Source organism: Agarivorans sp. D1326 (assembly GCF_056958115.1).
The window spans coordinates 225,076-249,682 of record NZ_JBTWEN010000001.1 but is presented as its reverse complement, the minus strand read 5'-3'; the positions used below and the strand labels follow the sequence as shown (position 1 = coordinate 249,682).

Here is a 24,607-nt window from a genome sequence, read left to right as displayed (position 1 = left end):
TATGAATTACATTCCCTTAAGTGAGCACAAAAAAGCTTGGATCTTTAGACGGGCTGATCTACCCATTAGCAGTGAAGACAGCGCTGCAATTAAACCTATGACAGAGCCTCGAGCGAGTTTGTTATGGAAAGACCTTGTGAGTAAACAAGTTGATCACCCAGATTTTTTTCGTAAGGGTGATTGGGCCTTCAATCTAGAAACTTGGACTGGGCAGGGTAACTGGGAAGCTGTATGGGATAGCGAGCAACTTGCTTTACCTGAGGAGCTATTGACCCACTTAAACTGGCAAGATAATACAGTGGTTTATTATTGCAATGATCAACGAAACGTTATTGAAACCACTTGGTCTGTATTTAAGCGTTGCTGGAAAAACTTTTTGTTCATGGATGACGGAGCGTTGTTAGTCGCTAAAAAGCGCACCGAAGTCGCTCAATTTCTTGCCAATGGTAGTTATCAATTTGGCAATAAGCCTGCTTAGCGCATAGCTGAAGAGTTAATAAAAAACCGAAGCAAGTGCTTCGGTTTTTTTATGGCGCTAAGTAAGAAGTATTACTTGAACGGACGGTGCGGTTCGCCGGTGTATAACTGACGTGGACGACCGATGCGTTGGGTCTCTTCTTCCATCATTTCTTTCCAGTGAGCTATCCAGCCAACTGTGCGAGATAGCGCAAAGATTACAGTAAACATGCTTACTGGAATACCAATTGCCTTAAGAACAATACCTGAGTAGAAATCTACATTCGGGAATAGTTTTTTCTCTTTGAAATAAGGGTCAGAAAGCGCGATGCGTTCTAATTCCATCGCTACGTCTAGTAGTGGATCATCGATGTTTAATTCGTTGAGCACTTCATGACAGCTCTCACGCATTACAGTAGCGCGTGGATCGTAGTTTTTGTATACGCGGTGACCAAAGCCCATTAAGCGGAATGGGTCATTTTTGTCTTTAGCACGTTCAATAAACTCTGGAATACGGTCTACTGAGCCAATTTCTTCTAACATTGTTAGACATGCTTCGTTGGCACCACCATGAGCAGGCCCCCACAAACAAGCAATACCAGCGGCAATACATGCAAACGGGTTAGCACCAGAAGAGCCTGCCAAACGCACTGTTGACGTAGAAGCGTTTTGTTCGTGATCAGCATGCAAAGTAAAGATACGGTCCATTGCGCGTTCAACTACAGGGCTAACCTTATATTCTTCGGTTGGCACTGAGAACATCATATTTAAGAAGTTTGCTGCGTAGCTTAAATCGTTGCGAGGGTATACAAACGGTTGGCCAGCAGAATACTTGTAGCTCATTGCGGCTAAAGTAGGCATCTTAGAAATTAACCGATAAGCTGCAATTTCGCGATGGCGCTCATTAGAGATATCCATCGAGTCGTGGTAGAAGGCAGATAATGCACCCACTACACCTACCATGATCGCCATAGGGTGCGAATCACGACGGAAACCTTGGAAAAAGTGGATTAGCTGTTCGTGCACCATTGTATGGCGTGTAACAGTGGTTTTGAAGTTTTCGTATTGTTCAACGTTTGGTCGTTCGCCGAACAAAAGAATGTAACAAACTTCAAGGTAATCAGCGTGTTTTGCTAGGTCCTCGATTGAGTAACCTCGGTGTAACAAAATACCTTGCTCACCATCGATGTAAGTGATTTTTGATTCACATGAAGCTGTCGCTAAGAAACCTGGATCAAAAGTGAAATATCCTTTTTTTCCTAGTGTACGAACATCAATTACGTCATGTCCTGCTGTACCAGACATAATCGGCATCTCGTATGCCTCTTGGCCTGGCAGCGTTAGGGTGGCTTTATTGTCAGCCATAGCACGTCTCCCTTGCTTGTTCTAATTGTATTGTTTTTTGGATACAAAGCGCAGCACATTCTCACCTAGAACAAGGTCAAATGTCAATTGGCTCTGGTTGTGAAATATGGTGACTTATAGCGTTTATGTTAAATTTTCGAATTAAGTTGGCTGTTTCGTTGCGCTAAATTAGCTAAATGAAGGAAATGTTAATTGTATTTGTATAATGTGGGCGTTATACTTTCCTCGAAGTATGGCGCTAGTCCGAGCATTTTTTGCGCAATATAAATGTGAGTTTTTATACTTTAGTCTTAATTTAGGCCTTAAGTTCACAAAATTAACATTATCGCAACTCGCTGCTCTGTCCAGAGCCTCACTTTATAACCATAATAATACTCAAGGACCTGAGTGGGCAGAGAATCGTGAAAACAAAACAAAGACCAGTAAACCTCGACCTACAAACCATCAGATTTCCCATTACCGCAATTGCGTCCATCTTGCATCGTGTTTCCGGTGTGATTACCTTTTTCGCTTTGGCTGTTTTGTTAGGCCTACTTGCTGAATCCCTTCAATCAGCAGAAGGTTTTTCGAATGTGCAATCTATTATGGGTAACTTCTTGGTGAAGTTAATCATATGGGCAAGCCTTACCGCGTTGATGTATCACATTGTTGGCGGAATACGTCACTTGATCATGGACATGGGCTATTGGGAAGAGCTAGATAGTGCGTCATCTAGCGCTAAAATCTCATTCATTATCACTGCTGTACTGGCAGTACTAATGGGAGTAATCGTATGGTAACTAATGCTGCAACTTTTGGCCGTAGCGGTGTACATGACTTTTTGCTCATCCGCGCAACCGCCATTATTTTAACCCTATATACAATCTACTTACTTGGCTTCTTCGCATTTAACGATGTGACATATCAGTCTTGGAGTGGATTTTTTGCTTGGCTTCCAACCAAAGTATTCACCTTACTTGCACTTTTATCGATGCTGATCCATGCCTGGATTGGTTTATGGCAAGTGTTAACTGACTACGTGAAATGCACAGCATTGCGTGTTGGTTTACAGTTTTCTTTAACAGTTCTGGCGCTAATTTACGTAGCGACCGGCCTGTTTGTTATTTGGGGGTAAGTCGAGTGGCAATTTCTATTCGAGAGTTTGACGCCGTTGTAATCGGTGCTGGCGGCGCGGGAATGCGTGCTGCTTTACAGATTTCTGAAGAGGGCAAATCTTGCGCTCTAATTTCAAAAGTATTTCCAACCCGTTCTCACACTGTATCTGCTCAGGGTGGTATTACGGTTGCGTTAGGTAATTCACACAAGGATAACTGGCAGTGGCACATGTACGATACCGTTAAAGGGTCGGACTACATTGGTGACCAAGATGCCATTGAATACATGTGTAATGTAGGTCCTGAAGTTATTATTGAACTTGAAAAGATGGGTTTACCATTTTCTCGTTTTGATAATGGCTCAATCTACCAACGCCCATTTGGTGGTCAATCTAAAGAGTTTGGTGGTGAGCAGGCTGCTCGTACTGCAGCAGCTGCAGACCGTACTGGCCATGCTTTGTTACATACGCTGTATCAGCAAAACGTTAAAAAGAAGACCACCATATTCTCTGAGTGGTATGCCTTAGATTTAGTAAAAAATGCTGATGGTGATGTTGTAGGTTGTACTGCAATGGATATCGACAGTGGCGAAGTGGTTTACTTTAAAGCTAAAGCAACCGTATTAGCTACCGGCGGAGCAGGGCGTATTTTTGCCTCAACCACCAATGCTCATATTAATACTGGTGATGGTGTGGGCATGGCATTGCGCGCTGGCGTACCAATCCAAGATATGGAAATGTGGCAGTTCCACCCAACCGGTATTGCTGGTGCCGGCGTACTAGTGACCGAAGGCTGTCGTGGCGAAGGTGGTTACTTATTAAATAAAGACGGCGAACGCTTTATGGAGCGCTATGCTCCAAATGCTAAAGACTTGGCTGGCCGTGATGTTGTTGCGCGTTCAATGATGACTGAAATCCGCGAAGGCCGTGGATGTGATGGATCTTGGGGCCCGCACATCAAACTTAAAATGGACCATCTAGGCGAAGAAGTTCTAGAGAGTCGTTTACCAGGTATTTGTGAACTGTCTCGTACGTTTGCGCATGTTGATCCTGTTAAAGAACCGATTCCCGTTATTCCAACTTGTCACTACCAAATGGGTGGTGTGCCTTGTAATGTAAACGGCCAAGCTATTACCCAAAATGAGAAAGGCGAAGACGAAATCATTAACGGCTTGTTTGCTGTGGGTGAAATTGCTTGTGTATCGGTACACGGCGCCAACCGCTTAGGTGGTAACTCATTACTTGATTTGGTTGTGTTTGGTCGAGCAGCAGGTAAATTCTTAGGTGAATACCTAAACGATGATATCAATATGGCTGATGCTACAGAAGCAGAATTAGATGCTGCCATGGCTCGTTATAATCGTTGGGAAAACTCAACTTCAGACGGTGAAGATCCAGTTCAAATTCGTAAAGACCTCCAACAGTGTATGCAGCTTAATTTCTCGGTGTTCCGTGAAGGCGAATCAATGGCTAAAGGCCTGGAAGAGTTACAAGTTATTCGCAAGCGTTTAGCTAACGCTCGTTTGGATGACAAGTCGAAAGACTTTAATACTCAGCGTGTAGAGTGCTTAGAATTAGACAACTTAATGGCAACTGCAGTTGCTACAGCCCATGCTGCAAACTTCCGCACTGAAAGTCGTGGCGCGCATAGTCGCTTCGATTACCCAGATCGTGATGACGCACAATGGCTGTGCCATTCACTGTTTGATCCAGCTAGCGAGACCATGGGGCGTCGTGAGGTGAACATGTCACCAAACCTACGTGAAGCTTTCGAACCTAAAGTTCGCACATATTAAGGAGGCGGTAATGAACGTTAATTTTTCTCTGTACCGCTACAACCCGGATACGGACACAAAACCAAATATGAAGTCATATCAGCTTGAGGTCCCAGAGGGCTCTGATATGATGGTACTAGATGCATTGATTTTGCTTAAAGAACAAGACCCTAGCATTGCTTTTCGACGCTCATGTCGTGAAGGCGTTTGTGGTTCCGACGGCATTAATATGAATGGTAAAAACGGCCTAGCCTGTGTGACTCCATTGTCAGACTTGTTAGGTAAAGGCGATATTGTTATTCGCCCGCTACCAGGCTTGCCTGTAGTACGCGACCTCGTGGTTGATATGGGGCAGTTTTACGATAACTATGCGCGTATTAAGCCATTCTTAATCAATGATGAACAAATTCCACCTGCTCGTGAAAACTTGCAGAGCCCAGAAGAACGCGAAAAGTTAGACGGAATGTACGAGTGTATCCTATGTGCATGTTGTTCAACGTCTTGCCCTTCTTTCTGGTGGAACCCTGAGAAATTTGTTGGCCCTGCTGGCCTATTGGCAGCATATCGTTGGTTAGCAGATAGCCGAGATACGGCTACTGATGAACGTCTTGCAGAATTAGACGATGCCTTTAGCGTATTCCGCTGTCATGGCATTATGAACTGTGTAAGTGTTTGTCCTAAAGGATTGAACCCGACAAAAGCTATCGGCCATATTAAGTCGATGCTGATAAAACGGGCTGTTTAGCAAAAAGTTAATTTTTATAATTAGCTGGTTCTAAATAGCCATTTTACTTCGGTAGGATGGCTATTTTTTTATAAAACCCTATAAAGTCATACAGTGACGTAGAAAATAAAGGGATAGCGTTTAAATGCAAAATGGCGTAATGAAGGCCTGGCTAGAGTCCTCGCATTTAGCTGGTGCTAATTCGACCTATGTGGAAGACCTCTATGAGGCATATTTAGAAGATCCTTCTTCTGTATCTGAACAATGGCAGGAAGTGTTCGCTGAGCTTCCAGCTGTGGAAGGTACATCTGAAGATACCCCTCACGCTCCTATTCGTGATTACTTTCGCCGTTTAGCGAAAGATACCTCTCGTTTTAGTTCTCCGGTTGAAGACCCCCAACACGGTGCCAAACAAGTTAAAGTATTGCAGTTAATTAATGCTTACCGCTTTCGCGGCCATCAGCATGCGCAACTGGATCCTTTAGGTTTATGGCAACAAGAACGCGTAGCCGACCTATCTCCAGAGTTTCATGCCTTAGATAGTGCAGACTTTGAAGAAACGTTTAACGTAGGTTCTTATGCCATTGGTAAAGAAACCATGGCACTTAAAGATTTACATAAGTCTTTATTAAAAACCTACTGTGGTTCTATCGGTGCTGAATACATGCATATTACCGATACTGACGAAAAACGTTGGATTCAAAGCCGCTTAGAATCAGTTGAAGGGCAGGGCGACTTTACACAAGAAGACCGAATTCGCTTTCTTAAAAGCTTAACAGCAGCAGAGGGTTTAGAAAAATACCTAGGCGCTAAATTCCCAGGGGCAAAACGCTTCTCGTTGGAAGGTGGCGATAGCTTGCTGGTAATGCTTAAAGAAATTGTTCGTTCGGCAGGTATTCAAGGCACTAAAGAGGTTGTTGTGGGCATGGCTCACCGCGGTCGCTTAAACGTACTGGTAAATGTACTGGGTAAAAACCCATCAGAATTGTTTGATGAGTTTGCCGGCAAACACGACGACACTTGGGGCACTGGTGACGTTAAATACCACCAAGGCTTTAGTTCAGACTTTGCTACTCCTGGTGGCAATGTACATATGTCGTTAGCCTTTAACCCATCGCATTTAGAAATTGTAAATCCGGTAGTGATGGGCTCAGTTCGTGCTCGACAAGATCGACGCGCAGGTGAAAACTGTTTGCCAATTACCATCCACGGTGACTCAGCTATTGCTGGCCAAGGTGTTGTACAAGAAACCTTTAATATGTCACAAGCGCGTGGCTTTAAAGTTGGCGGCACAGTGCGAATTGTGGTGAATAACCAAGTAGGCTTCACTACCTCTAATCCGCGTGACACTCGCTCAACCCAATACTGTACCGATATTGCAAAAATGGTGCAGGCGCCAATATTCCACGTAAATGGCGACGATCCAGAAGCGGTTGCTTTTGTTAGCAGAATGGCGCTGGACTACCGCAATACCTTTAAGCGTGATGTAGTTATTGATTTGGTATGTTACCGCCGTCATGGTCACAACGAAGCCGATGAGCCAAATGCAACTCAGCCGTTGATGTACCAAAAAATTAAGAAGCACCCAACGCCACGTAAATTTTACGCAGATGTATTAGTTGAGCGCGGTCAATTAGATAGCGCCGAGGCCACTGCGTTGGTTAATGGCTACCGTGATCAACTTGATAATGGTGATTGTGTAGTTGAAGAATGGCGCCCAATGACTGAGCATAGTGTTGATTGGCGACCATACCTTGGTCATGAATGGGATATGGACTACGACTCTTCGTTACCCGTTGAAGCTATTCAAGATCTTGGTGAAAGGCTAACCAAGCTACCAGAAGAACATAAGCTGCACCCTCGAGTTAAGAAAATTAACGATGATCGCCGCTTAATGGCCTTAGGTGAAAAACCACTTGATTGGGGTTTTGCAGAAAATTTAGCTTACGCAAGCTTGCTTGACGAGAAGCAAAATATCCGTATTACCGGGCAAGACTCTGGCCGTGGAACTTTCTTCCATCGTCATGCGGTGTTGCATAACCAAACAGATGCATCAACTTATGTACCATTGAAAAACCTGGCTGAAGAGCAGGGGCATTTAGCTTTATTTGACTCAGTATTATCTGAAGAAGCTGTGCTTGCCTTTGAATATGGTTACACAACTGCAGAGCCTTCTACTTTGGTTATTTGGGAAGCGCAGTTTGGTGATTTTGCTAACGGTGCCCAAGTGGTAATCGACCAATTCTTATCGTCGGGTGAGCAAAAGTGGGGCCGTATGTGTGGCCTTGTGATGTTGCTTCCACATGGTTATGAAGGTCAAGGTCCTGAGCACTCATCGGCGCGTTTAGAGCGTTACTTGCAATTGTGTGCAGAACACAACATGCAAGTATGTGTGCCATCAACACCTGCCCAGGTTTACCATATGTTGCGACGCCAACAGGTTCGCCCTATGCGACGCCCGTTAGTGGTAATGTCGCCTAAGTCGTTACTTCGTCATCCTCTGGCGGTGTCTAGTTTAGAAGAGTTAGCAGAAGGTCAGTTCCAAAATGCTATCGGTGAATTAGACGATATCGACCCAGCTCAGGTTCGCCAAGTTGTAATGTGCTCAGGTAAAGTTTATTACGACTTGCTTGAGCAACGCCGTAAAAATGAACAAACTGATGTTGCTTTGGTACGTATTGAGCAGTTGTATCCGTTCCCCGACCAAGACGTGAAACAAATTTTTGAACAATATCAACATGTAGAAAGATTTGTTTGGTGTCAGGAAGAACCGCTTAACCAAGGTGCTTGGTATAGTAGCCAGCATCACTTTAAATCTGTAATCCCTGCCGGAGCAGAATTGCGTTATGCTGGTCGACCAGCATCTGCGTCACCTGCGGTTGGGTATATGTCCCTTCACTTAAAACAACAACGCGCTCTAGTTACTGATGCGTTGACAGTTGAATAAAAAAGAATAAAGGAAGCCTTAATGAGCATTGAAATTAAAGTGCCAGACCTACCTGAATCAGTAGCTGATGCAACAATTGCCACTTGGCACAAGCAGCCTGGTGACGCAGTAGAGCGTGATGAAGTAATTGTTGATATTGAGACAGATAAAGTTGTACTTGAAGTGCCCGCATTGGAAGCTGGCGTACTTGAAGAGATTGTTGAAGCAGAAGGTGAAACGGTACTCGCTCAGCAAGTTATCGGTAAGATGAAAGCAGGCGCAGTTGCTGGTGAAGAAGTTAGCACTAAAGCTGCAGATGCTGGCAACGATAAAGCTGATAGCGGCGAAGAGTTATCGCCTTCTGTACGTCGTTTAGTGGCAGAGAAGGGTATTGATGCCTCTGCAATTAAAGGCTCTGGCCCAAATGGTCGTATAACTAAAGAAGATGTAGAAGCACATATTGCTAAACCTGCGGCGGCTGCCAAAGAAGCCAAAGCTGAAGTGGCTGCCCCACAAGCGCCACTATCTTCGCGTAGCGAAAAACGTGTAGCTATGACGCGTTTACGCAAACGTGTTGCTGAACGTTTGTTGGAAGCCAAAAATACCACTGCAATGTTAACAACCTTCAATGAAGTTAACATGAAGCCAATTATGACTTTGCGTAAGCAATATCAAGACGTATTTGAAAAGCGTCATGATATTCGTTTAGGCTTTATGTCTTTTTACGTAAAAGCAGTTGTTGAAGCGTTAAAACGCTTCCCAGAAGTTAACGCGTCTATCGACGGTGATGAAATTGTTTACCACAATTACTTCGACGTAAGCATCGCTGTATCAACGCCTCGTGGCTTGGTAACGCCGGTACTGCGTGACTGTGATTTGCTAAGCGTTGCTGATATCGAAAAAGGCATCCGTGAGCTGGCCATTAAAGGTCGTGATGGTAAGTTAACCGTTGAAGAATTAACCGGTGGTAACTTTACAATTACTAACGGTGGTGTATTTGGCTCGTTAATGTCTACGCCAATTATTAACCCACCACAAAGCGCTATTTTGGGCATGCACAAAATTCAAGACCGCCCAATGGCAGTGAACGGCCAGGTAGAAATTTTACCAATGATGTACTTAGCGTTGTCTTATGACCACCGCTTGGTAGATGGAAAAGAGTCGGTTGGTTTCTTAGTAACCATTAAAGAGTTACTCGAAGACCCAACACGCTTATTGCTCGACGTGTAATAAAAGTTTGTATTGGGCCTGGTTTTCAGGCCCTTATTCGGAAAGGTGTTCAGCACCTCTAATGTATCCCCTAACACTATGGATAGAACATCATGAATTTGCATGAATATCAGGCCAAGCAATTATTTGCCGACTATGGCTTGCCAGTGCCAGAAGGTTACGCCTGTGATACCCCACAAGAAGCAGCTGAAGCTGCGGGCAAAATCCCTGGCTCTACATGGGTAGTAAAAACTCAAGTTCACGCAGGTGGACGCGGTAAAGCTGGCGGCGTAAAAGTAACGTCTGATAAAGAAGAAATTAAGGCATTTGCTCAACAATGGTTAGGCAAAAACTTAGTCACTTATCAAACCGATGCTAACGGCCAACCTGTATCAAAAATCTTGGTAGAAGAAGCTTCTGACATCGCTAACGAGCTTTACTTAGGCGCGGTTGTCGACCGTGCAACGCGTCGCGTTGTATTTATGGCATCAACTGAAGGCGGCATGGAAATCGAAAAGGTTGCCGAAGAAACGCCAGAGTTGATTCACCAAATGGCTATCGATCCCTTAGTCGGTCCTCAAGCTTATCAAGCGCGTGAGTTAGCGTTTAAATTGGGCCTTGAAGGCGCTCAAATTCGCCAATTCACTAAGATCTTTGTTGGTCTTGCAGAAATGTTTACTGACCACGATTTGGCGCTTTTAGAAATTAACCCGCTAGTGGTTACCGGTAGCGGTGATTTAGTTTGCCTAGACGGTAAAATTAACATTGATTCAAATGCGATGTACCGTCAGCCTAAGCTACGCGAAATGCACGATCCTTCGCAAGAAGATGAGCGTGAAGCACATGCCGCACAATGGGAGCTAAACTACGTAGCACTCGATGGCAGCATCGGTTGTATGGTTAACGGTGCTGGTCTAGCAATGGGTACTATGGATATCGTTCAACTACACGGCGGTTCTCCGGCCAACTTCCTAGATGTTGGTGGCGGCGCAACCAAAGAACGTGTTACCGAAGCATTTAAGATTATTTTGTCAGACGACAAAGTAAAAGCCGTATTGGTAAACATTTTTGGCGGTATTGTACGTTGTGACCTAATCGCCGACGGTATTATTGGCGCTGTAGAAGAAGTTGGTGTGAGTGTACCCGTTGTTGTTCGCCTTGAAGGTAACAATGCTGAGTTAGGTACCCAACGTTTGGCTGAGTCAGGCCTTAACATTATTGCAGCTACCAGCTTAACTGATGCTGCAGAGCAAGTAGTTAAAGCAGCGGAGGCCAAGTAATGAGCATTCTAATCGACAAAAATACTAAAGTGATCTGTCAAGGCTTCACAGGTGGTCAAGGTACTTTCCACTCTGAGCAAGCTATTGAGTACGGTACGCAAATGGTAGGTGGTGTATCACCTGGTAAAGGCGGTCAAACTCACTTAGGTCTTCCTGTGTTCAATACCGTAAGTGAAGCGGTACAAGCTACTGGCGCAGACGCTACAGTGATTTACGTGCCAGCTCCTTTCTGTAAAGACGCTATTTTAGAAGCTATCTCAGCTGGCATCAAAATCATCATCACTATTACCGAAGGCATTCCAACTTTGGATATGCTAGAAGTTAAAGTGAAATTAGATGAAGCTGGCGCACGTATGATTGGTCCTAACTGCCCGGGTGTTATTACGCCTGACGAATGTAAAATTGGTATTATGCCAGGCCACATTCATAAAGCCGGTAAAGTTGGTATTGTGTCTCGTTCTGGCACACTTACTTACGAAGCTGTTAAGCAAACGACCGACGAAGGTTTTGGTCAGTCTAGCTGTGTAGGTATTGGCGGCGACCCGATTCCAGGCTCTAACTTCATCGACATTTTGGAAATGTTCCAAAACGATCCAAAAACTGAAGCAATCGTAATGATTGGTGAAATTGGTGGTAGCGCAGAAGAAGAAGCAGCAGCTTACATTAAAGAAAATGTAACCAAGCCTGTAGTTTCTTACATTGCTGGTGTTACTGCTCCTCCGGGTAAGCGTATGGGCCACGCCGGTGCCATTATCGCTGGCGGTAAAGGTACTGCCGCAGACAAGTTTGCTGCTCTTGAAGATGCAGGTGTTAAAACAGTACGTAGTCTTGCCGATATTGGTAAAGCATTGCGTGAAGTTACCGGTTGGTAGTCTTCAACTTAATGCAATAAGGCGCCTTAGGGCGCCTTTTTTATTGGCTAAATTTTGTTAGCTCTTTGGTGGTATGAACGCGGAGATTTGTAAGCGACTTACTATTATCACAATAACCATTGTTAAGGGGCTGAATAACTTGCTTTTAAGCGGGGAATGAACAAGGATGAAGGGATAAAAATAAAATAATTACTAGACTAACGACAAGGATGAACTATGAAGGATTCTCTTCCTATAGAACATTTGTATTACACAGAGAGTAGCCTAGAGAAAATTCTAGGTAACCTCGACAAAGTTAGACAGAATATCTTTCCTAATTTGTCTGAAGAAAAAGACTTATTAGAACAAAGCTTCCCCTCTGTTTGCTTAATTGGCCTAGGTCGCTGCGGATCAAACATAGCACTTGATGTAGCCACTTTGGTATACAACTCCCGTAATCACTACCTTAACGAGTTAGAGTACCAAGACCAACTCGCTCAGGAACGTGAATTTAAACCCATGCGTTGGATTAAAAATCATTTGCCACTGGATAGCGGTAACGGTGACAACCCAGTATTTTTAATTGAACCCGTGGTGCTGGTAGGCGATTTAGATAAAGACATTGCCGGGCGTATTAAGTACTCCTCACAAGCTGGTCGTCAAAAGTTTCTCGATGAATACAAGAAGCTCCAGTTGATGGACTTATCTGAAGTACACGCCGGAGGCGCAGGTAACGCGCCAATTTTAGGCCAGTACTTAGCTAAGATTATTTTAAATAAGGAAACTGCCAGCTTTAGAAATGAAGATTGGCGTCACATTCACTCTTACTTGGTCGACTCTTGCGGCATTAAAGCTAACCAATCGCGCCTTTACTTCTATATATTTAGTGCCGGTGGTGGTACTGGTTCTGGCATGGCATCCGAGTTTGGCCTTGCTCAGCAGTTTTCTTACCTAAGTAAAACCTTTGATTATCAAGTTTCGCCATCTAATCAACCCGATAAGCGTGATTCTTTTGTTTTTGAACCTATTTTCACTTCAGGCATTTGTATCCTGCCTAATATCTCGGGTAGCAGTATCGAGGTGTCTGAAGCGCTACATATCAACGCGGGTCGTTTGTTATGTAAGTACCTTTCTGAAGAGTGGGATTTCTCGTATAACGTGGAGCGTGAAAGCAACGATACGCCAGAAGATGTGATGAAGCGAATTCGCCCTTGGAACTCTATGATGTTGATTTCTAACGATATAATGCGTTATGTAGAGCAAGAAGAAAGCGATAATGGCAAAGATATTGACGTAAATACTATGGAGAAATATGCCAATCAGTATATCTCTCAACAAATATTCAATATCTTAACCGCGCAAGCCGTAACCACTGATTACGACGAAAACTACTTCCGCCGCGCAGGCATTGATATTTCAGAAACCGTGCGCTTAGATGCAAACGATTTGTTCATGAGTATGGCAGGCCCTGTCGCGGTCGCTTACGCAGAGAGCGTGGTAAACAAATCTGTAAATGATGATGTTGATATTGATGAGTTGTTTTTTCGCTCAATAGATTTACCTCACTTCAATCGCGATACTCAAGCTATTGAAGGTATTAGTATTTTACCTATTGAATCGCAGCGTTATAAGCAGTCATTGAAGAAGTATCAAGACAGCCAATACAATGCAGAAGAGCTAAACGACTTACACTTCTTCAAGCATTGTTCGTCGGTAATTTCTATTATTTCTTTGCCAAAAGACTACAAGCTGTCGTTTATGGATTTAAACAAGCTGAAAGTGCATATTAATAAGCTGTTCCCTAACACGACCTTAAAGCGTTATGCCTTAGTAATTGGCGCTTCAGCAAACTTGTCTTTAACGACTTTGGTAGCCAAAAGCCCATGTTTGAGTGATGACTTTTTGACCTTGGTGGTTGCTTATATTAAACGTTGTTTTGCTAAAGAAGAGTATCGTTATAACGATGATATCGACCAAGCAATACTGCGCTTTATTACCCAAGATGAGTTTAAGCCAGAAGAGCTACAAGAGTTCTTATGGGAGTTTGAAAACCCAGCCAAGATCTTAGATACCAATTGGTATGCTATTAAGCCAATGTATGAGAAGAAATATCGAGAGCTAATTGGCGAGGCTGATAAGTTTGTATCGATTAATGATATTCGTTTGGACTTTAAGAATGTGGAAAATGCGATTAAATATCTGCGTGAAATCTATCGACACCGCATCAGTAAAACCAACATTCTATCTTTGGATAATGATGCCGGCGGAGTTATTCACTTATCGCCAGGGCTACACTCAATAGAGCCTGTGGCCGAATCTAAATAAACACTAAAAAAGGGGCTTTAGCCCCTTTTTTTATGTGTGCAGCAAGTAAATTAGTTATTGCCTAAGCTTTCGCTGTCTAATACTAACTCTAGTGCTTCGGCCGCAAGGTTTTGCTCTTGTTGGCGTAGTAAGTTGTAGTTCTCTACAGCGCGGCGATTGGTCGCTACGTTTCGTTCGATAGCATATTGAAGATCAGTCTTCATGGGATTCCCTATATATACGATGATCAAACTTATGACCTTATGGTCGGCACAAGTTTGAGGGCGCAATGTTACACAAATGTGAAGGAAAGGTGAAGTGTTTACTTTGTGTTTTGAGCCCGTTTGCCGCTAAATTGTTCAAAATAAGCAGAAAGCCAAATTCCTTCTATAATCGGGGGCAAGCCTTGTGATTATACTTGGACAAGGATGAAAATTTGTTTCAAAATGTGGGCGTTATCTGATTAGGGTCATAAAACTTTTACCCTTTGCGTGGCAAAATGCGCGCTCATAAAAACAGTGGGTTGGAATTGTGAAGTCGCCGATTCTAGTGCTGTTAAAAGAATATTTGTTGTTTCGTGCAGCCAAGTTAAGCCAATAAAAGCAAAAAAGCATTAAAAGGCAGGCACGAAGGAATTGTTGAATTATTACGTAAGTTTTGGTCAGTTCAGCTTTGTGAGGGAATGATGGTTAAGAAAATTGGTGTTTTAACAAGTGGCGGCGACGCTCCTGGTATGAATGCTGCGGTACGTGCAGTTGTGCGTAGTGCGTTATCTAAAGATATTGAAGTATACGGCGTATACGACGGTTACATGGGCTTATACGAAGACAACATTAAGAAGTTGGATCGTTACAGCGTTTCTGATGTTATCAACCGTGGTGGTACGTTCTTGGGCTCAGCTCGATTCCCAGAATTTAAAGAACTTGCTACCCGTGAAGTAGCAGTAGAGAACATGAAGAAACACGGCATCGAAGCGCTTGTAGTAGTGGGCGGTGACGGTTCTTACATGGGCGCTAAAAAGCTAACTGAAATGGGGTTCCCATGTATTGGTTTGCCAGGCACTATCGACAACGATATTGCAGGTACTGATTACACCATCGGCTTCGATACTGCGCTAAACGTAGTGATTGACGCGATTGACCGTATTCGTGATACCTCTTCTTCACACAACCGTATTTCTGTTATCGAAATTATGGGTCGCTACTGTGGCGACTTAGCCATGCAAGCTAGTATCGCCGGTGGTGCAGAGTACGTGATTATTCCTGAAAAGGGTTTTGATCGTGAAGAGCTATTAAACAGCCTTAAAGATGGTCAGAAAAAAGGCAAAAAACACGCTATTGTTGCGATTACCGAGCACATCACTAACGTGAATGAGTTAGCTGCTGGTATCGAAATGGCCACTGGTCGCGAAACTCGTGCAACCATTCTTGGCCACATTCAACGTGGTGGTACACCAACCGGTCGTGACCGCGTAATGGCTAGCCGTATGGGGGCATACGCCGTAGACCTTCTACTAGAAGGTGAAGGTGGACGTTGTATCGGTATTCAAAACAACAAGATGGTTCATCACGACATCATCGATTGTATTGAAAACATGAAACGCCCATTCAACGAAGAGTTGTACGACTTATCTAAGTGCTTGTTCTAAGCACTAGCACTATTAAAAAAGCCCGCAATAGCGGGCTTTTTTGTATCTTCAACTCTGTCATTAGCGATAGTCGTTTAACGACCAATCGTAATCTAGGTAAGATATTTTAGCCTTTTTAACTTGCTCAGGGCTTACGCGTAAATCTGCAGCATACTGGCTTAAGTAGTTATTAAGGCCACCTTCAAAGTCACCTCTGTACCATTTGAAGATTGAAGAGAGGTAAAGCCGATCTTTTTCGTCGTCATAATAGTTTTTGTTGCTATGCAAAAACTCTCTAAACGCTTGGGTGAGTTGTTGCTCAACGGCTTCGCCAGTAAATGCCACGCTTTGCAGAGGAGGGCAGCTAATAGCAGCACACACTACCGCGGCATGAATGTGTGGATTATTGTAACCCGGTCGAATTAAATCGTGTTCGATATGATCAAGACTGACTTTTTCACCAAACAGCATAAAGCGTTTTTTCTTCCAAGGGGATTGAAACAAGTTACCTAAATCGCGAATAGAAGTAATGTTAGGGTAGGCGCTAAGAATGTACTGCACGGTATAAGCATTGTAGGCATTAATTAGAAATGCCAGTTGCTCGTTATCAGACCATGTATCAAATTGACTTTGCGTGATGCTTGCCAAATTGTCTAAATAAGCCTGCAATTCTTGTCGATCAAAGTTGACGTAGTCTACACGACTTTCCTGATTAGCCACCGGCCAATGAACATATTCTTTAAGCAAACCATCCCATTGCGAGTGATCAAAAGATTCTGCCAAGGCCAATGGTGATGCAATTAAACCAATAAGGATTAAAACTTGAGCAAACAAACGCTTTGCAGGGTTAAAAAGCGTTTTTAGCGTTTGCAAAACCGTAAGGCTTAAGCGAGAATAGCCTCGCTTCTTCGGAAGCTCATCTATGGTGGCCCTATTGGTCCTCCCGCATTGATACTCTGTGAACTCGGCCAGGCCCGGAAGGGAGCAACCGCAGCAGACGACTCGAGTGCCGGGATGTGGCTGGTAGGGTTGCCACCCAATCTTATAAGTAACTGATTTAATAAGATTTATCAAACTTATTCCTTCTGAATTCAACTTGTATTTGTTTAGCATAGTTTAGTTTTATGATGTCTAACTATATCTGTAGCTAATTCTTAACTCTCTATTTAGACAGAGAAAAGCTAAGAAAACTTCCTCGTTTCTTTTTTATTTATTAGTTCTTTTCCTTTACTTGCCAATTTGAGCCGCTGTTACCTCCTGTCACTGTGTTACTCCAGTAACTTACTTCTTTGTGTTTGTTCAAAAATTCACAATGGCTCCGTCAAAACAAACAGCGCCTAGCTAAACGCTTAACCGCTGATTTAAACCGGAGACTAAAACAATGACTACATCTACTTTTAAAAAACATCCGCCAATTCCTGCAGAGCGTTTAGCAAAGTACCAAAATTTGTGGCTTAACTCGCAAAGCATTGATGGGATAGACCAAGAAGTAATGGAGCACTTGGTGCGCATTAGTGAAATGGGCGGTGTAGGCCTTGAGGTGGTAGGTAACCTCAACAAAGAATATTTGGGTGCATTTATGGCGCCGTTCTCTCGCGATACAAAAAATGCCGATATTGCAGTGGTTGGGCAACCGTTAGAAAAAGCCGCGCCAATGAATAGCTCGCATAAATATGGGCCAAAGGCACTGCGAGAGTTATCTAAAAATGCCATGGGTACTATTGAGCCAAGCCCAACGGGTGGCTGGGATATTCCTTTCGATAATGCACGCATTATTGATTACGGAAACATTGATACCTACGGCCAATTCGACATGAAAGACGAAGTGCAAAAAATTGTTGATGAGTACGAGAAAATTGTATTAGAAGATGATTGCGTTACCTTCACATGGGGCGGCGACCATACCACTAGCTATGCGCCAATCGCTGCGCTTGGTAAAAAGTTTGGCCCATTAAGTTTGATTCACTTTGATGCGCATTATGACTTAGTTACTTTTGCAGATTTTGAATACCCCTATCACTCGGGCAACCAGTTCACACGTAACTTTGCCGAGGGGAACTTAGATCCTGAGCGCATGATTACCATGGGTATTCGTGGCCGAATGACAGCCTTGGTGGGGGGGCATGCTAAAAACTTTGGCGTGGAAACTTACAGCTCTGACGATGTGTTTGATTTAGGCACTACCGAGATAGCCGAGCGTATTTTGAAGCGAGTAGGCGATGGCCCTTGTTACTTTAGCTTTGATTTGGATGCACTAGATGCAACCGACAATGCGTCTAACTCAGCCATTGAACCCTTCGGGCTTAAGTCGCGCCAGGTGTGGGACATCATTCGTTATTTGCGTAAACACGGCAACATTAACTTAGTAGGTGCCGATGTGGTGGAATACACGCCACAACACGATATGTCAAAACGTGATGGTTACATTGCTGCAGGCATTAGCTGGAAACTGCTTTGCTGGTTAGCGGATTGCACCGCTAAACGTAATGGCGAAAAACGTAAAACACAATGGCCACAAGCCTTTGGCAAAGCCAGCCTGTAATAAATGGGGCGACAGCAATGTCGCCTTTTGCTTTTGTGTTTTAGGAGTACGTTATGAATAAGCCACGTTGGGGTTTAGAGGCTTGGTATACCGCGCACTTATGCTACGGCATTATCCAGTTGGTATTTATCCCTATTCTAATTCCTACTTTTATTCTTGATAAAACCGGCAGCCCAACTCAAGTGGGTATTGCTATGGGTATTTTGGGCTTGTCGGGTTTGTTGGCACCCGTGCTAGGCGGGCTTGCCGATAGATATCGCGCGCACCGAGCTGCACAGTTAATTGGTTTAGCAGCGACTGCTATTGCTGCGCTAGTTTTCGCACTGTCAGGTGCCAATTTCATGCTGCATTTGTTGGCGGCTGTGTTTTTAGGTTTGGGTTCCGCTTCCCTTCTGATGATTAACCCGGCGTTTATCGTCTCCGGGGGTTATGAAGCAGAAGAGGAAGCCTCCAAGCTTACTTTGCTTAATCAGGTTGCTATTGTGGGTTCGTTGCTTGCTGGCATTGGTTTGGCTGCATTAACCGAAGCAGGCGTGTCGTTTGAGCTACGCTTTGCAGTCATGTTCTTCATCTCTTTGTTGGCGCTGCTAGTAACAGCCGCGACCAACAAGCAAGCCGCTGCGCGGATTAAAGTAGAACAAGTAAGTGAGGGAAGCGAAGCCGGGGGAATCATGCAGGTGGTGCTTTCTCGCTTTGGTTTGATTTTGCTGGCTATCTTTTTTGTATCGATTGGCCAAGGTGTTATCACTGGGCAGTTTCCTAACTATATGGCTGAGGTATTTAAGGTTGATGCCGCGCTTTCATCTATGGCCTTGTCGGTATCGGCGGTAGTTAGCTTGGTGCTGTTATCTTTAGTGGGTAAAGCCATGGCTAAAGTAGGTGGCGAAAAAGTATGGTTGCTGGCGGTAGTGGCTAAAGTCGTGGTGATGCTAGGTCTCGTTGGGCTTGCCTTATATGCTGGCCAACTTGTGGCATACTTACCTTTAGGTTTGTATCTGGTTTATCTACAAGGAGTGACAACGGTAGATATGGTGCAGCCTGCCATTGCAGCCAAAGCTTCTCGAGCCGGTGCGGGGATGACTCAAGGCCTGTTAATGTTTGCCATTGCCGGTGCTTATGCTGGCGGCAATGTACTCAGTGGCATTAGTGCCGATAGCTTTGGTTGGAGCTCTTTAGCTAGCTTAGTGGCAGCGGTTAGCGCTATTGCCTTAGTGGTTGGTTTAACTTGCTTAGTAAGCAAACCCAAAGTGGCTATTCAACGGGCTATTTTTAATGATTCGGAGTCAACCAGCAAGCTTTAAGATTTAGCGCTTCAACTTAATTCTCCAAAGGCACTTATTAGCTTAAGTGCCTTTTTTATTGGCAAAATTACCATGCTAATTTGAATATCTGAAACTAGTTTGGTTAAGTTGAAGAAAAACAATCTATTTCTAACTGGCTTAGTGCTCTCCATTCTCCCGGTGCAATGTCCAATACAATATCGGCAATTTGTTGTCGATGTAGGGCTTTAACACGGTTGCCGGTAGCTGCAAACATTCGCTTTACTTGATGAAATTTGCCTTCATAAATACTTAATTCAACTTCAGTGGCGCTTAAGGTATTAACCATAGCGGGTAGGGTGGCTTTAGCTTCTCCTTGAAGAACTAAGCCTCGTTCGAGCTGCTCAATGGCATTGTGAGTAATGGGCTTAGCTAACGTTACTTTATAAACCTTAGGGCAACGTTGCTCTGGTCGAGTGATAGAGAATGACCACCTGCCATCGTCAGTAGCTAATACTAAACCGGTAGTATCGGCATCTAAACGTCCGGCAATATGCAGCTGCTCATTTTGGTTTAGCCCTACAGCATTGAATACCGACGGATAAGCTTCGTCTTTATTGGAGCAAATACACCCAGCAGGTTTGTGGATCATAAAATACTGAGAGGGGCGAGCAAATAAGCGCTCACCCAATAGTTCTATGTGGTTGTTCTCGTGTACTTGTATTGCTGCGTCTGTTGCAGTTTGCTGATTAACTTTTACCTGATGTTGGCTAATTGCCAATCTTGCCTGAGCAAGCTCAAGCGTAGTGCTTTTGCAAATAAACTTGTCTAGTCGCATTGATGCTTACAGTGTTGGGAGAAATTGAGCGGAGTATAACGAAATCCCCGCTCGAGTATTCTTAAAGTTTATCTAATGCTGAAATAACTTGTTGCTTTGAATTTGGACAAACTAAATAAGCACTTAAGTAATGCTCGCGTCGTTGTTTAAAATCTGGGCAAAGTTCAAGTACTTTTAGGTAGGCGGCTTTAGCCTGGGCAAATTCACCTTTTTCTAGGTGTAATACACAGCGCAGTAGAGGTTGCCAATAGAGGGTACTTAATGAGAATTGATCTAAGGCTTTAAAGGCCTGATCAAAGTCTTGCTCTGCATAAAAGTAAAGAATATCTGCCAAAGCAAACCAAGGTGGGCGAAAGGGATTTAAGGCCTTAGAATTAGCTAACAACTCTCTACCTTGTTTAAACTCACCAGCTAAACACAGTGCCCAACCGGCTAAGCCCACTTGGTAGGCGGCATTAGGGTTAAGGGCAATAACTTTATTTACTGCTTCAATAAGGCCTGCTTGATCGCCGCGGCTTAAGTAGCCCATGGCCAAGGCCATTTGGCATTCTTGATTATTGGTATCTAGCTCTACTGCTTTACGGGCACATTCAAAGCCTAGCTCACTGGCATTAGCAATGTCTGCCATGGCTAGCTTATCGGCATCAAAATAAAGAATGGCTAACATTGCCCAAGCAAGTGCATATTCTGGCTCTTGTTGGGTTGCTTTTTGCAGTGCTTGCAAAGCCGGTTGGTATTGCTCTTTGCCTAAGGTCATTAAATAGTGGCGGTAGCGTAGGGTGGCTTCGTAGGTGGATAATTGCTCAACTTTTTTATGGTTGCAGCTTTGGTAAATTTCGCGGTGAATAATACCAAAACTTGACGCCAATTCTGCCACTATCTCGGCAATGATCTGATCTTGCGCTTCGAACAAGTCATCGGTTGACATATCACAGGTGTATTTCTCGGCCCACACTTGTTGTCCTGAATCGGCGCGATATAGGCGAGCATGAATACGCATTTGATTGTTTAAAGCGCGCATGGTGCCGCTAGTGATAAAGGAAACCTTGAGCTGCTTGCCTATTTGGTTGATGTCGGCGGCAGTGTTTATATCAAAACTGGTATCACCCATGGCATACATCGACACCACATTAAGCGTATCAAAGCGTGATAATTCGGTGGCAAGCTCTTCGCCAAAACCATCGGCAAAAAATTGCTGTTGGTTGTCGTCGGCTAAAGATAAAAATGGCAGTACGGTAATGCTTGGGCTTAGGCTTTCAATCTCTGCGGGTTCTGTATCAGGAGCAATAGCTTGAGGATTAAGATCTTGTTCACTGCGTAACTTAAAACTAGGAACATAACGCCCTTTAGGCACCGAGATATAAAGCGCGTCGTTGGCTCCTTCGGTAAAATAATAGGTGTCGAGAGAGCGACGCACTCGGCCTGCTTGAATGCGAACAATGGGATCGGATTGGTGGTCAAAGTCTGCGTCACGGTCAAAAATCTCAATCGCAATAGTGAACTGCTTTAAGCGGTCGCCGTTGCCTTGCAAGGTTTGGTCAACCAAGTAGCTCAGCAGTTCTTTCATTTTTGGGCTTTGTTCGAAAACACTGCTCTCGACTATGCGCTCCAGTTGTTCGCGGATCAGTATTTGGTGCTGCTGATTATCTAGGTCTAAGTTTTTACCGTTGGCCACTTTTATCACCTATTTCTATTTACGCTGGGTTTATTCTGCCATTAATGCTGCCTCAAAAGTAGCGCCTAATTTGGCAAAGTCTTTCACTAACAGTAGTTTAGTTGTTTCTGCTTAACATATTGCGGCTTGTTACCTATTGTTACTCATTTACTCTCATTGCTACTCGTCTATAAGTTTCTGTTTTTATTTGGGTATTTATCTTTTTTGCCGACGATCCAGTGTGTAACTTCGAGATTTTTGGGCTTTAAGTAAACTGGCTCTCGTCAACTAGATACACATTGTTAATTGCCAATAAGAGAGACGGATTATGAGCACACAAGTTCAAACCAAAAAAGTAGATGCAGGCTTCATTGAGTTTTCTTTGAAGCGAGTTTGGCAAGCCACCGGCGCCAGCGAAGAACATGCAAACGCAGTATCTCGCGCACTAATGACCGGCATTCGCCAAGGCAAACTAAACCAAGGTTTAGGTGTTTATGAGGCCATCGACCTTACCTTTCAAGCTGGTGAGTTAGACATTAAGGCTGAGCCAGAAGTGGTTGGTGAGGGGGATGCTTGGGCGGTGGTCGATGGTAAGCGCTCTAGCGGTTATTGGACAGTGACTAAAATGGCCGAGCTTGCTATTGCTAAGGCTAAAAAACACGGTATCGCTATCGTATTTGGCGGCAACCATAACGATGCAGGTAGCTACGGCTCTTATGCGTGGATGGCGCACGAGCAAAATATGTTTGCTCAAACCTCAAATAACTCGGTACCGATGGCTTCGCCATATGGTGGCATGGCTAACGTATTGTCAGTACCTCCTTTCGATGCTATTGCGCCATCTGGTAACGAAGCACCTGTTTGGACTAGTGTAAAACTATGCGAATGGTATGACGCAGACACTGCACAGTCGGTATTACAGGGCACTAAGGTTAAGAAAGACTCAGTAATTGACCCGCAAACGGGTGAATTAGGCAATGACCTTGCGCCATTTGCGCGCCCTGTAGAAGGCTATGGTCGAGTGTTTGATCAGTCATGTTATCAAAATCTTACAGACCCTCGTTTGTATTCTTTAAACCTTTGGAACGAAGCTCTTAGCGCCATTATTAACCCATTGGGTGTCATTGCTCCAGAGATGCCAACGCTAACCGATTACCTAAGCGGTGATGCCGATAAACCATCGGTAGGTGGCTCTTACTACATTGCTATCGACCCTAGCCATTTCGGGCCAATAGGCGAGGTATTAGCTAAAGCAGACCGCTTTACTCAGGCAGTACAACAGGCTAAGCCATTGCCAGGTAAAGGTGCACCACGTATGCCTGGACAAAAAGGTTATTACAGCTTAAAGGCTCAAACAGAAGAAGTGGAAGTTTTGGCTAGTCACTGGGCTCCATTCTTCGAGAAAACCGCGGCTAAATATGGGCTAAATGAAGCGAAATTACGTGAAGAGTATGCGCAGTTAACTCAGCAAGAAGTTATCGCATAAGCAAATCACAAGATCTCGTACGAGTACTTAAGCACAGTCGAGGGATAGATTGAGGAGCGCAGGGAGCGCTTCGTTTTAAGTCCTTAGGGGCTGTTGATCTTTGGTGTTGAAATTTTATTCAAGATAAGCGGGCTTTAATCGCGGCGAGCACTTTGAAACCTAGTGGGCTAAGTGAAAAGTGTTCAACGAAGCGTAAAGTTCGCTTATCTGAACCCTTCGGGCAGCATTTCTTAGCCATTTATTCAGCGTTAGCGAGTGATTATTAAGCCCACTTAACTGCACACTCACTGCCTTGTCTAAATGGCTAATAAGTTGCTGCAAAAACCATCAGCAAAGATCAACAGACCCTAATATTGATTATCTCAAAACCAACATTGATATCAGAGGATTACTATGACACTTAAGGGTAAAGTCGCCATTATTACTGGCGCGACAAAGATGAAAGGTTTAGGCCGTGCTATTGCACTTAAACTCGCTAAACAAGGCGCTAAAATTGCCTTAACTGGACGAACAAGTTCAGCAGAAGGTTTGCAGCAGGTAGTGGACGACCTTAAGGCGCAAGGCGCCGAGGCTATGGGGGGAATAGTAGACGTAGCCAACCAAGCCGAAGTTAATACTGCAGTACAGCAGGTCATTGACCATTACGGCAGCGTAGACATATTAGTAAATAATGCCGGCATAGGTGCTGGCTCGCCAGTATTTCTAGAAAATAGTAACCGCGATTGGGATGCCAACTACGCAGTAAACGTAAAAGGCACTATGGCTATGTGCGCAGCGGTATTACCACAAATGGAGCGTCAAGGTTCGGGTGCCATTGTAAACATTGCTTCTTTAGCGGGCTTAGGCGCCTTGCAGGGCATGCCTTATCCTTATACCGCCACTAAGTTTGCTTTAGTCGGGGTGACTAAAGAGTTGGCTTTAGAATATGCCAACAGAGGTGTGCGAGTTAACGTGGTGTGCCCGGGCGCTATTGCAACCGATATGTTGCAGCAAGCTTATCAAGGCATTGCTGAAGCGGAAGGCATTAGCATCGAAGAAGCTGCAAAGTTAGAAAATTCGACTATTGCCATGGGGCGCCCAGCCGAGCCCAGTGAAATTGCCGATACCGTTTGTTATCTTGCCAGCCCGGCAGCCAGCTATGTGACTGGAGTTGCGATGCCTGTAGGTGGCGGAATGCTGCCTGGTTTGTAAACGGCATTTAAGTTTAGACAGCAAGCC

20 protein-coding genes and 1 other RNA gene are annotated in these 24,607 nt (G+C 44.2%); 16 read left to right on the top strand and 5 right to left on the bottom strand.

Features of this window, described 5'->3' with window-relative positions:
• Position 1: 1 nt before the first annotated feature.
• Positions 2-478, top strand: coding sequence for a DUF2947 domain-containing protein (locus ACYFDN_RS01065; RefSeq protein WP_483509717.1), 477 nt, complete (start codon positions 2-4; stop codon positions 476-478).
• A 71-nt stretch (positions 479-549) separates the two neighbouring features.
• Here the strand turns inward: ACYFDN_RS01065 and gltA are convergent, their stop codons facing one another.
• Positions 550-1,821, bottom strand: a complete 1,272-nt coding sequence (gene gltA, locus ACYFDN_RS01060) for a citrate synthase (protein ID WP_016402545.1) — start codon at positions 1,819-1,821, stop codon at positions 550-552.
• 398 nt (positions 1,822-2,219) lie between these two features.
• Here gltA and sdhC point away from each other — a divergent pair, with 398 nt between their 5' ends.
• From sdhC to ACYFDN_RS01015, 9 genes are all read left to right on the top strand, one after another.
• Entirely contained in the window at positions 2,220-2,600 is a 381-nt protein-coding gene (gene sdhC / locus ACYFDN_RS01055) for a succinate dehydrogenase cytochrome b556 subunit (protein ID WP_483510044.1), read from the top strand.
• On the top strand, positions 2,594-2,935 hold the full coding sequence (gene sdhD, locus ACYFDN_RS01050) for a succinate dehydrogenase, hydrophobic membrane anchor protein (RefSeq protein WP_016402543.1): 342 nt from the start codon (positions 2,594-2,596) through the stop codon (positions 2,933-2,935). Before sdhC ends, sdhD begins: the two co-directional genes overlap by 7 nt.
• A gap of 5 nt (positions 2,936-2,940) precedes the next feature.
• Positions 2,941-4,710 carry a succinate dehydrogenase flavoprotein subunit gene (sdhA, locus tag ACYFDN_RS01045; RefSeq protein ID WP_483509716.1) on the top strand — a complete coding sequence of 590 codons (1,770 nt, stop codon included), beginning with the start codon at positions 2,941-2,943 and terminating at the stop codon, positions 4,708-4,710.
• A 10-nt stretch (positions 4,711-4,720) separates the two neighbouring features.
• The gene (locus ACYFDN_RS01040; protein WP_040307614.1) at positions 4,721-5,434 is read left to right on the top strand and encodes a succinate dehydrogenase iron-sulfur subunit; all 714 of its coding nucleotides are present in this window, start codon (positions 4,721-4,723) and stop codon (positions 5,432-5,434) included.
• Positions 5,435-5,558: 124 nt separating this feature from the next.
• Complete coding sequence (gene sucA / locus ACYFDN_RS01035) at positions 5,559-8,360, top strand: 2-oxoglutarate dehydrogenase E1 component (RefSeq protein WP_406611189.1); 2,802 nt, start codon at positions 5,559-5,561, stop codon at positions 8,358-8,360.
• Between the two features lie 21 nt (positions 8,361-8,381).
• A complete protein-coding gene (gene odhB / locus ACYFDN_RS01030) occupies positions 8,382-9,569 on the top strand; it encodes a 2-oxoglutarate dehydrogenase complex dihydrolipoyllysine-residue succinyltransferase (protein ID WP_483509715.1) in 1,188 nt (395 codons plus the stop codon).
• Positions 9,570-9,661: 92 nt separating this feature from the next.
• Positions 9,662-10,828, top strand: coding sequence for an ADP-forming succinate--CoA ligase subunit beta (sucC, locus tag ACYFDN_RS01025; RefSeq protein WP_016403617.1), 1,167 nt, complete (start codon positions 9,662-9,664; stop codon positions 10,826-10,828).
• On the top strand, positions 10,828-11,700 hold the full coding sequence (gene sucD, locus ACYFDN_RS01020; protein WP_016403616.1) for a succinate--CoA ligase subunit alpha: 873 nt from the start codon (positions 10,828-10,830) through the stop codon (positions 11,698-11,700). Before sucC ends, sucD begins: the two co-directional genes overlap by 1 nt.
• A gap of 216 nt (positions 11,701-11,916) precedes the next feature.
• Positions 11,917-14,004 carry an FtsZ/tubulin family protein gene (locus ACYFDN_RS01015; RefSeq protein WP_016403615.1) on the top strand — a complete coding sequence of 696 codons (2,088 nt, stop codon included), beginning with the start codon at positions 11,917-11,919 and terminating at the stop codon, positions 14,002-14,004.
• Between the two features lie 50 nt (positions 14,005-14,054).
• Here the strand turns inward: ACYFDN_RS01015 and ACYFDN_RS01010 are convergent, their stop codons facing one another.
• Positions 14,055-14,207 (bottom strand): hypothetical protein, encoded by a 153-nt coding sequence (locus ACYFDN_RS01010; RefSeq protein ID WP_194164085.1) that lies wholly within the window; start codon positions 14,205-14,207, stop codon positions 14,055-14,057.
• Positions 14,208-14,668: 461 nt separating this feature from the next.
• Between ACYFDN_RS01010 and pfkA the strand changes: the two genes are divergently transcribed.
• Positions 14,669-15,631 carry a 6-phosphofructokinase gene (gene pfkA, locus ACYFDN_RS01005; RefSeq protein ID WP_016403613.1) on the top strand — a complete coding sequence of 321 codons (963 nt, stop codon included), beginning with the start codon at positions 14,669-14,671 and terminating at the stop codon, positions 15,629-15,631.
• 60 nt (positions 15,632-15,691) lie between these two features.
• Here the strand turns inward: pfkA and ACYFDN_RS01000 are convergent, their stop codons facing one another.
• A complete protein-coding gene (locus tag ACYFDN_RS01000) occupies positions 15,692-16,444 on the bottom strand; it encodes a DUF547 domain-containing protein (protein ID WP_483509714.1) in 753 nt (250 codons plus the stop codon).
• Between the two features lie 98 nt (positions 16,445-16,542).
• Between ACYFDN_RS01000 and ffs the strand changes: the two genes are divergently transcribed.
• From ffs to ACYFDN_RS00985, 3 genes are all read left to right on the top strand, one after another.
• Positions 16,543-16,639, top strand: an RNA gene (gene ffs, locus ACYFDN_RS00995) — signal recognition particle sRNA small type.
• Positions 16,640-16,991: 352 nt separating this feature from the next.
• Positions 16,992-18,152: an arginase family protein gene (locus tag ACYFDN_RS00990; RefSeq protein ID WP_483509713.1), complete on the top strand. Its 1,161-nt coding sequence runs from the start codon at positions 16,992-16,994 to the stop codon at positions 18,150-18,152.
• A gap of 53 nt (positions 18,153-18,205) precedes the next feature.
• Positions 18,206-19,453: an MFS transporter gene (locus ACYFDN_RS00985; RefSeq protein ID WP_483509712.1), complete on the top strand. Its 1,248-nt coding sequence runs from the start codon at positions 18,206-18,208 to the stop codon at positions 19,451-19,453.
• Positions 19,454-19,556: 103 nt separating this feature from the next.
• Here ACYFDN_RS00985 and ACYFDN_RS00980 read toward each other — a convergent pair whose 3' ends face one another.
• Together ACYFDN_RS00980 and ACYFDN_RS00975 are read right to left on the bottom strand one after the other, a co-directional pair.
• Complete coding sequence (locus tag ACYFDN_RS00980; protein ID WP_483509711.1) at positions 19,557-20,249, bottom strand: pseudouridine synthase; 693 nt, start codon at positions 20,247-20,249, stop codon at positions 19,557-19,559.
• 61 nt (positions 20,250-20,310) lie between these two features.
• Entirely contained in the window at positions 20,311-21,924 is a 1,614-nt protein-coding gene (locus ACYFDN_RS00975; RefSeq protein ID WP_483509710.1) for a transmembrane adenylate cyclase, read from the bottom strand.
• Positions 21,925-22,231: 307 nt separating this feature from the next.
• Between ACYFDN_RS00975 and ACYFDN_RS00970 the strand changes: the two genes are divergently transcribed.
• Positions 22,232-23,389, top strand: a complete 1,158-nt coding sequence (locus tag ACYFDN_RS00970; RefSeq protein WP_483509709.1) for an Ldh family oxidoreductase — start codon at positions 22,232-22,234, stop codon at positions 23,387-23,389.
• A 393-nt stretch (positions 23,390-23,782) separates the two neighbouring features.
• Positions 23,783-24,580 carry an SDR family NAD(P)-dependent oxidoreductase gene (locus tag ACYFDN_RS00965; RefSeq protein WP_483509708.1) on the top strand — a complete coding sequence of 266 codons (798 nt, stop codon included), beginning with the start codon at positions 23,783-23,785 and terminating at the stop codon, positions 24,578-24,580.
• Positions 24,581-24,607: the final 27 nt, after the last annotated feature.

What these genes read in the sequence shown, in the direction of transcription:
- ACYFDN_RS01065 (WP_483509717.1), top strand. Translation starts at nt 2, where the DNA reads ATGAATTACATTCCCTTAAGTGAGCACAAAAAAGCTTGGATCTTTAGA.
- sucA (WP_406611189.1), top strand. Translation starts at nt 5,559, where the DNA reads ATGCAAAATGGCGTAATGAAGGCCTGGCTAGAGTCCTCGCATTTAGCT.
- sucC (WP_016403617.1), top strand. Translation starts at nt 9,662, where the DNA reads ATGAATTTGCATGAATATCAGGCCAAGCAATTATTTGCCGACTATGGC.
- ACYFDN_RS00985 (WP_483509712.1), top strand. Translation starts at nt 18,206, where the DNA reads ATGAATAAGCCACGTTGGGGTTTAGAGGCTTGGTATACCGCGCACTTA.
- ACYFDN_RS01040 (WP_040307614.1), top strand. Translation starts at nt 4,721, where the DNA reads ATGAACGTTAATTTTTCTCTGTACCGCTACAACCCGGATACGGACACA.
- ACYFDN_RS01010 (WP_194164085.1), bottom strand. Translation starts at nt 14,207, where the DNA reads ATGAAGACTGATCTTCAATATGCTATCGAACGAAACGTAGCGACCAAT.
- ACYFDN_RS00970 (WP_483509709.1), top strand. Translation starts at nt 22,232, where the DNA reads ATGAGCACACAAGTTCAAACCAAAAAAGTAGATGCAGGCTTCATTGAG.
- sucD (WP_016403616.1), top strand. Translation starts at nt 10,828, where the DNA reads ATGAGCATTCTAATCGACAAAAATACTAAAGTGATCTGTCAAGGCTTC.
- pfkA (WP_016403613.1), top strand. Translation starts at nt 14,669, where the DNA reads ATGGTTAAGAAAATTGGTGTTTTAACAAGTGGCGGCGACGCTCCTGGT.
- ACYFDN_RS00980 (WP_483509711.1), bottom strand. Translation starts at nt 20,249, where the DNA reads ATGCGACTAGACAAGTTTATTTGCAAAAGCACTACGCTTGAGCTTGCT.
- ACYFDN_RS00990 (WP_483509713.1), top strand. Translation starts at nt 16,992, where the DNA reads ATGACTACATCTACTTTTAAAAAACATCCGCCAATTCCTGCAGAGCGT.
- ACYFDN_RS00965 (WP_483509708.1), top strand. Translation starts at nt 23,783, where the DNA reads ATGACACTTAAGGGTAAAGTCGCCATTATTACTGGCGCGACAAAGATG.
- gltA (WP_016402545.1), bottom strand. Translation starts at nt 1,821, where the DNA reads ATGGCTGACAATAAAGCCACCCTAACGCTGCCAGGCCAAGAGGCATAC.
- ACYFDN_RS01015 (WP_016403615.1), top strand. Translation starts at nt 11,917, where the DNA reads ATGAAGGATTCTCTTCCTATAGAACATTTGTATTACACAGAGAGTAGC.
- odhB (WP_483509715.1), top strand. Translation starts at nt 8,382, where the DNA reads ATGAGCATTGAAATTAAAGTGCCAGACCTACCTGAATCAGTAGCTGAT.
- sdhD (WP_016402543.1), top strand. Translation starts at nt 2,594, where the DNA reads ATGGTAACTAATGCTGCAACTTTTGGCCGTAGCGGTGTACATGACTTT.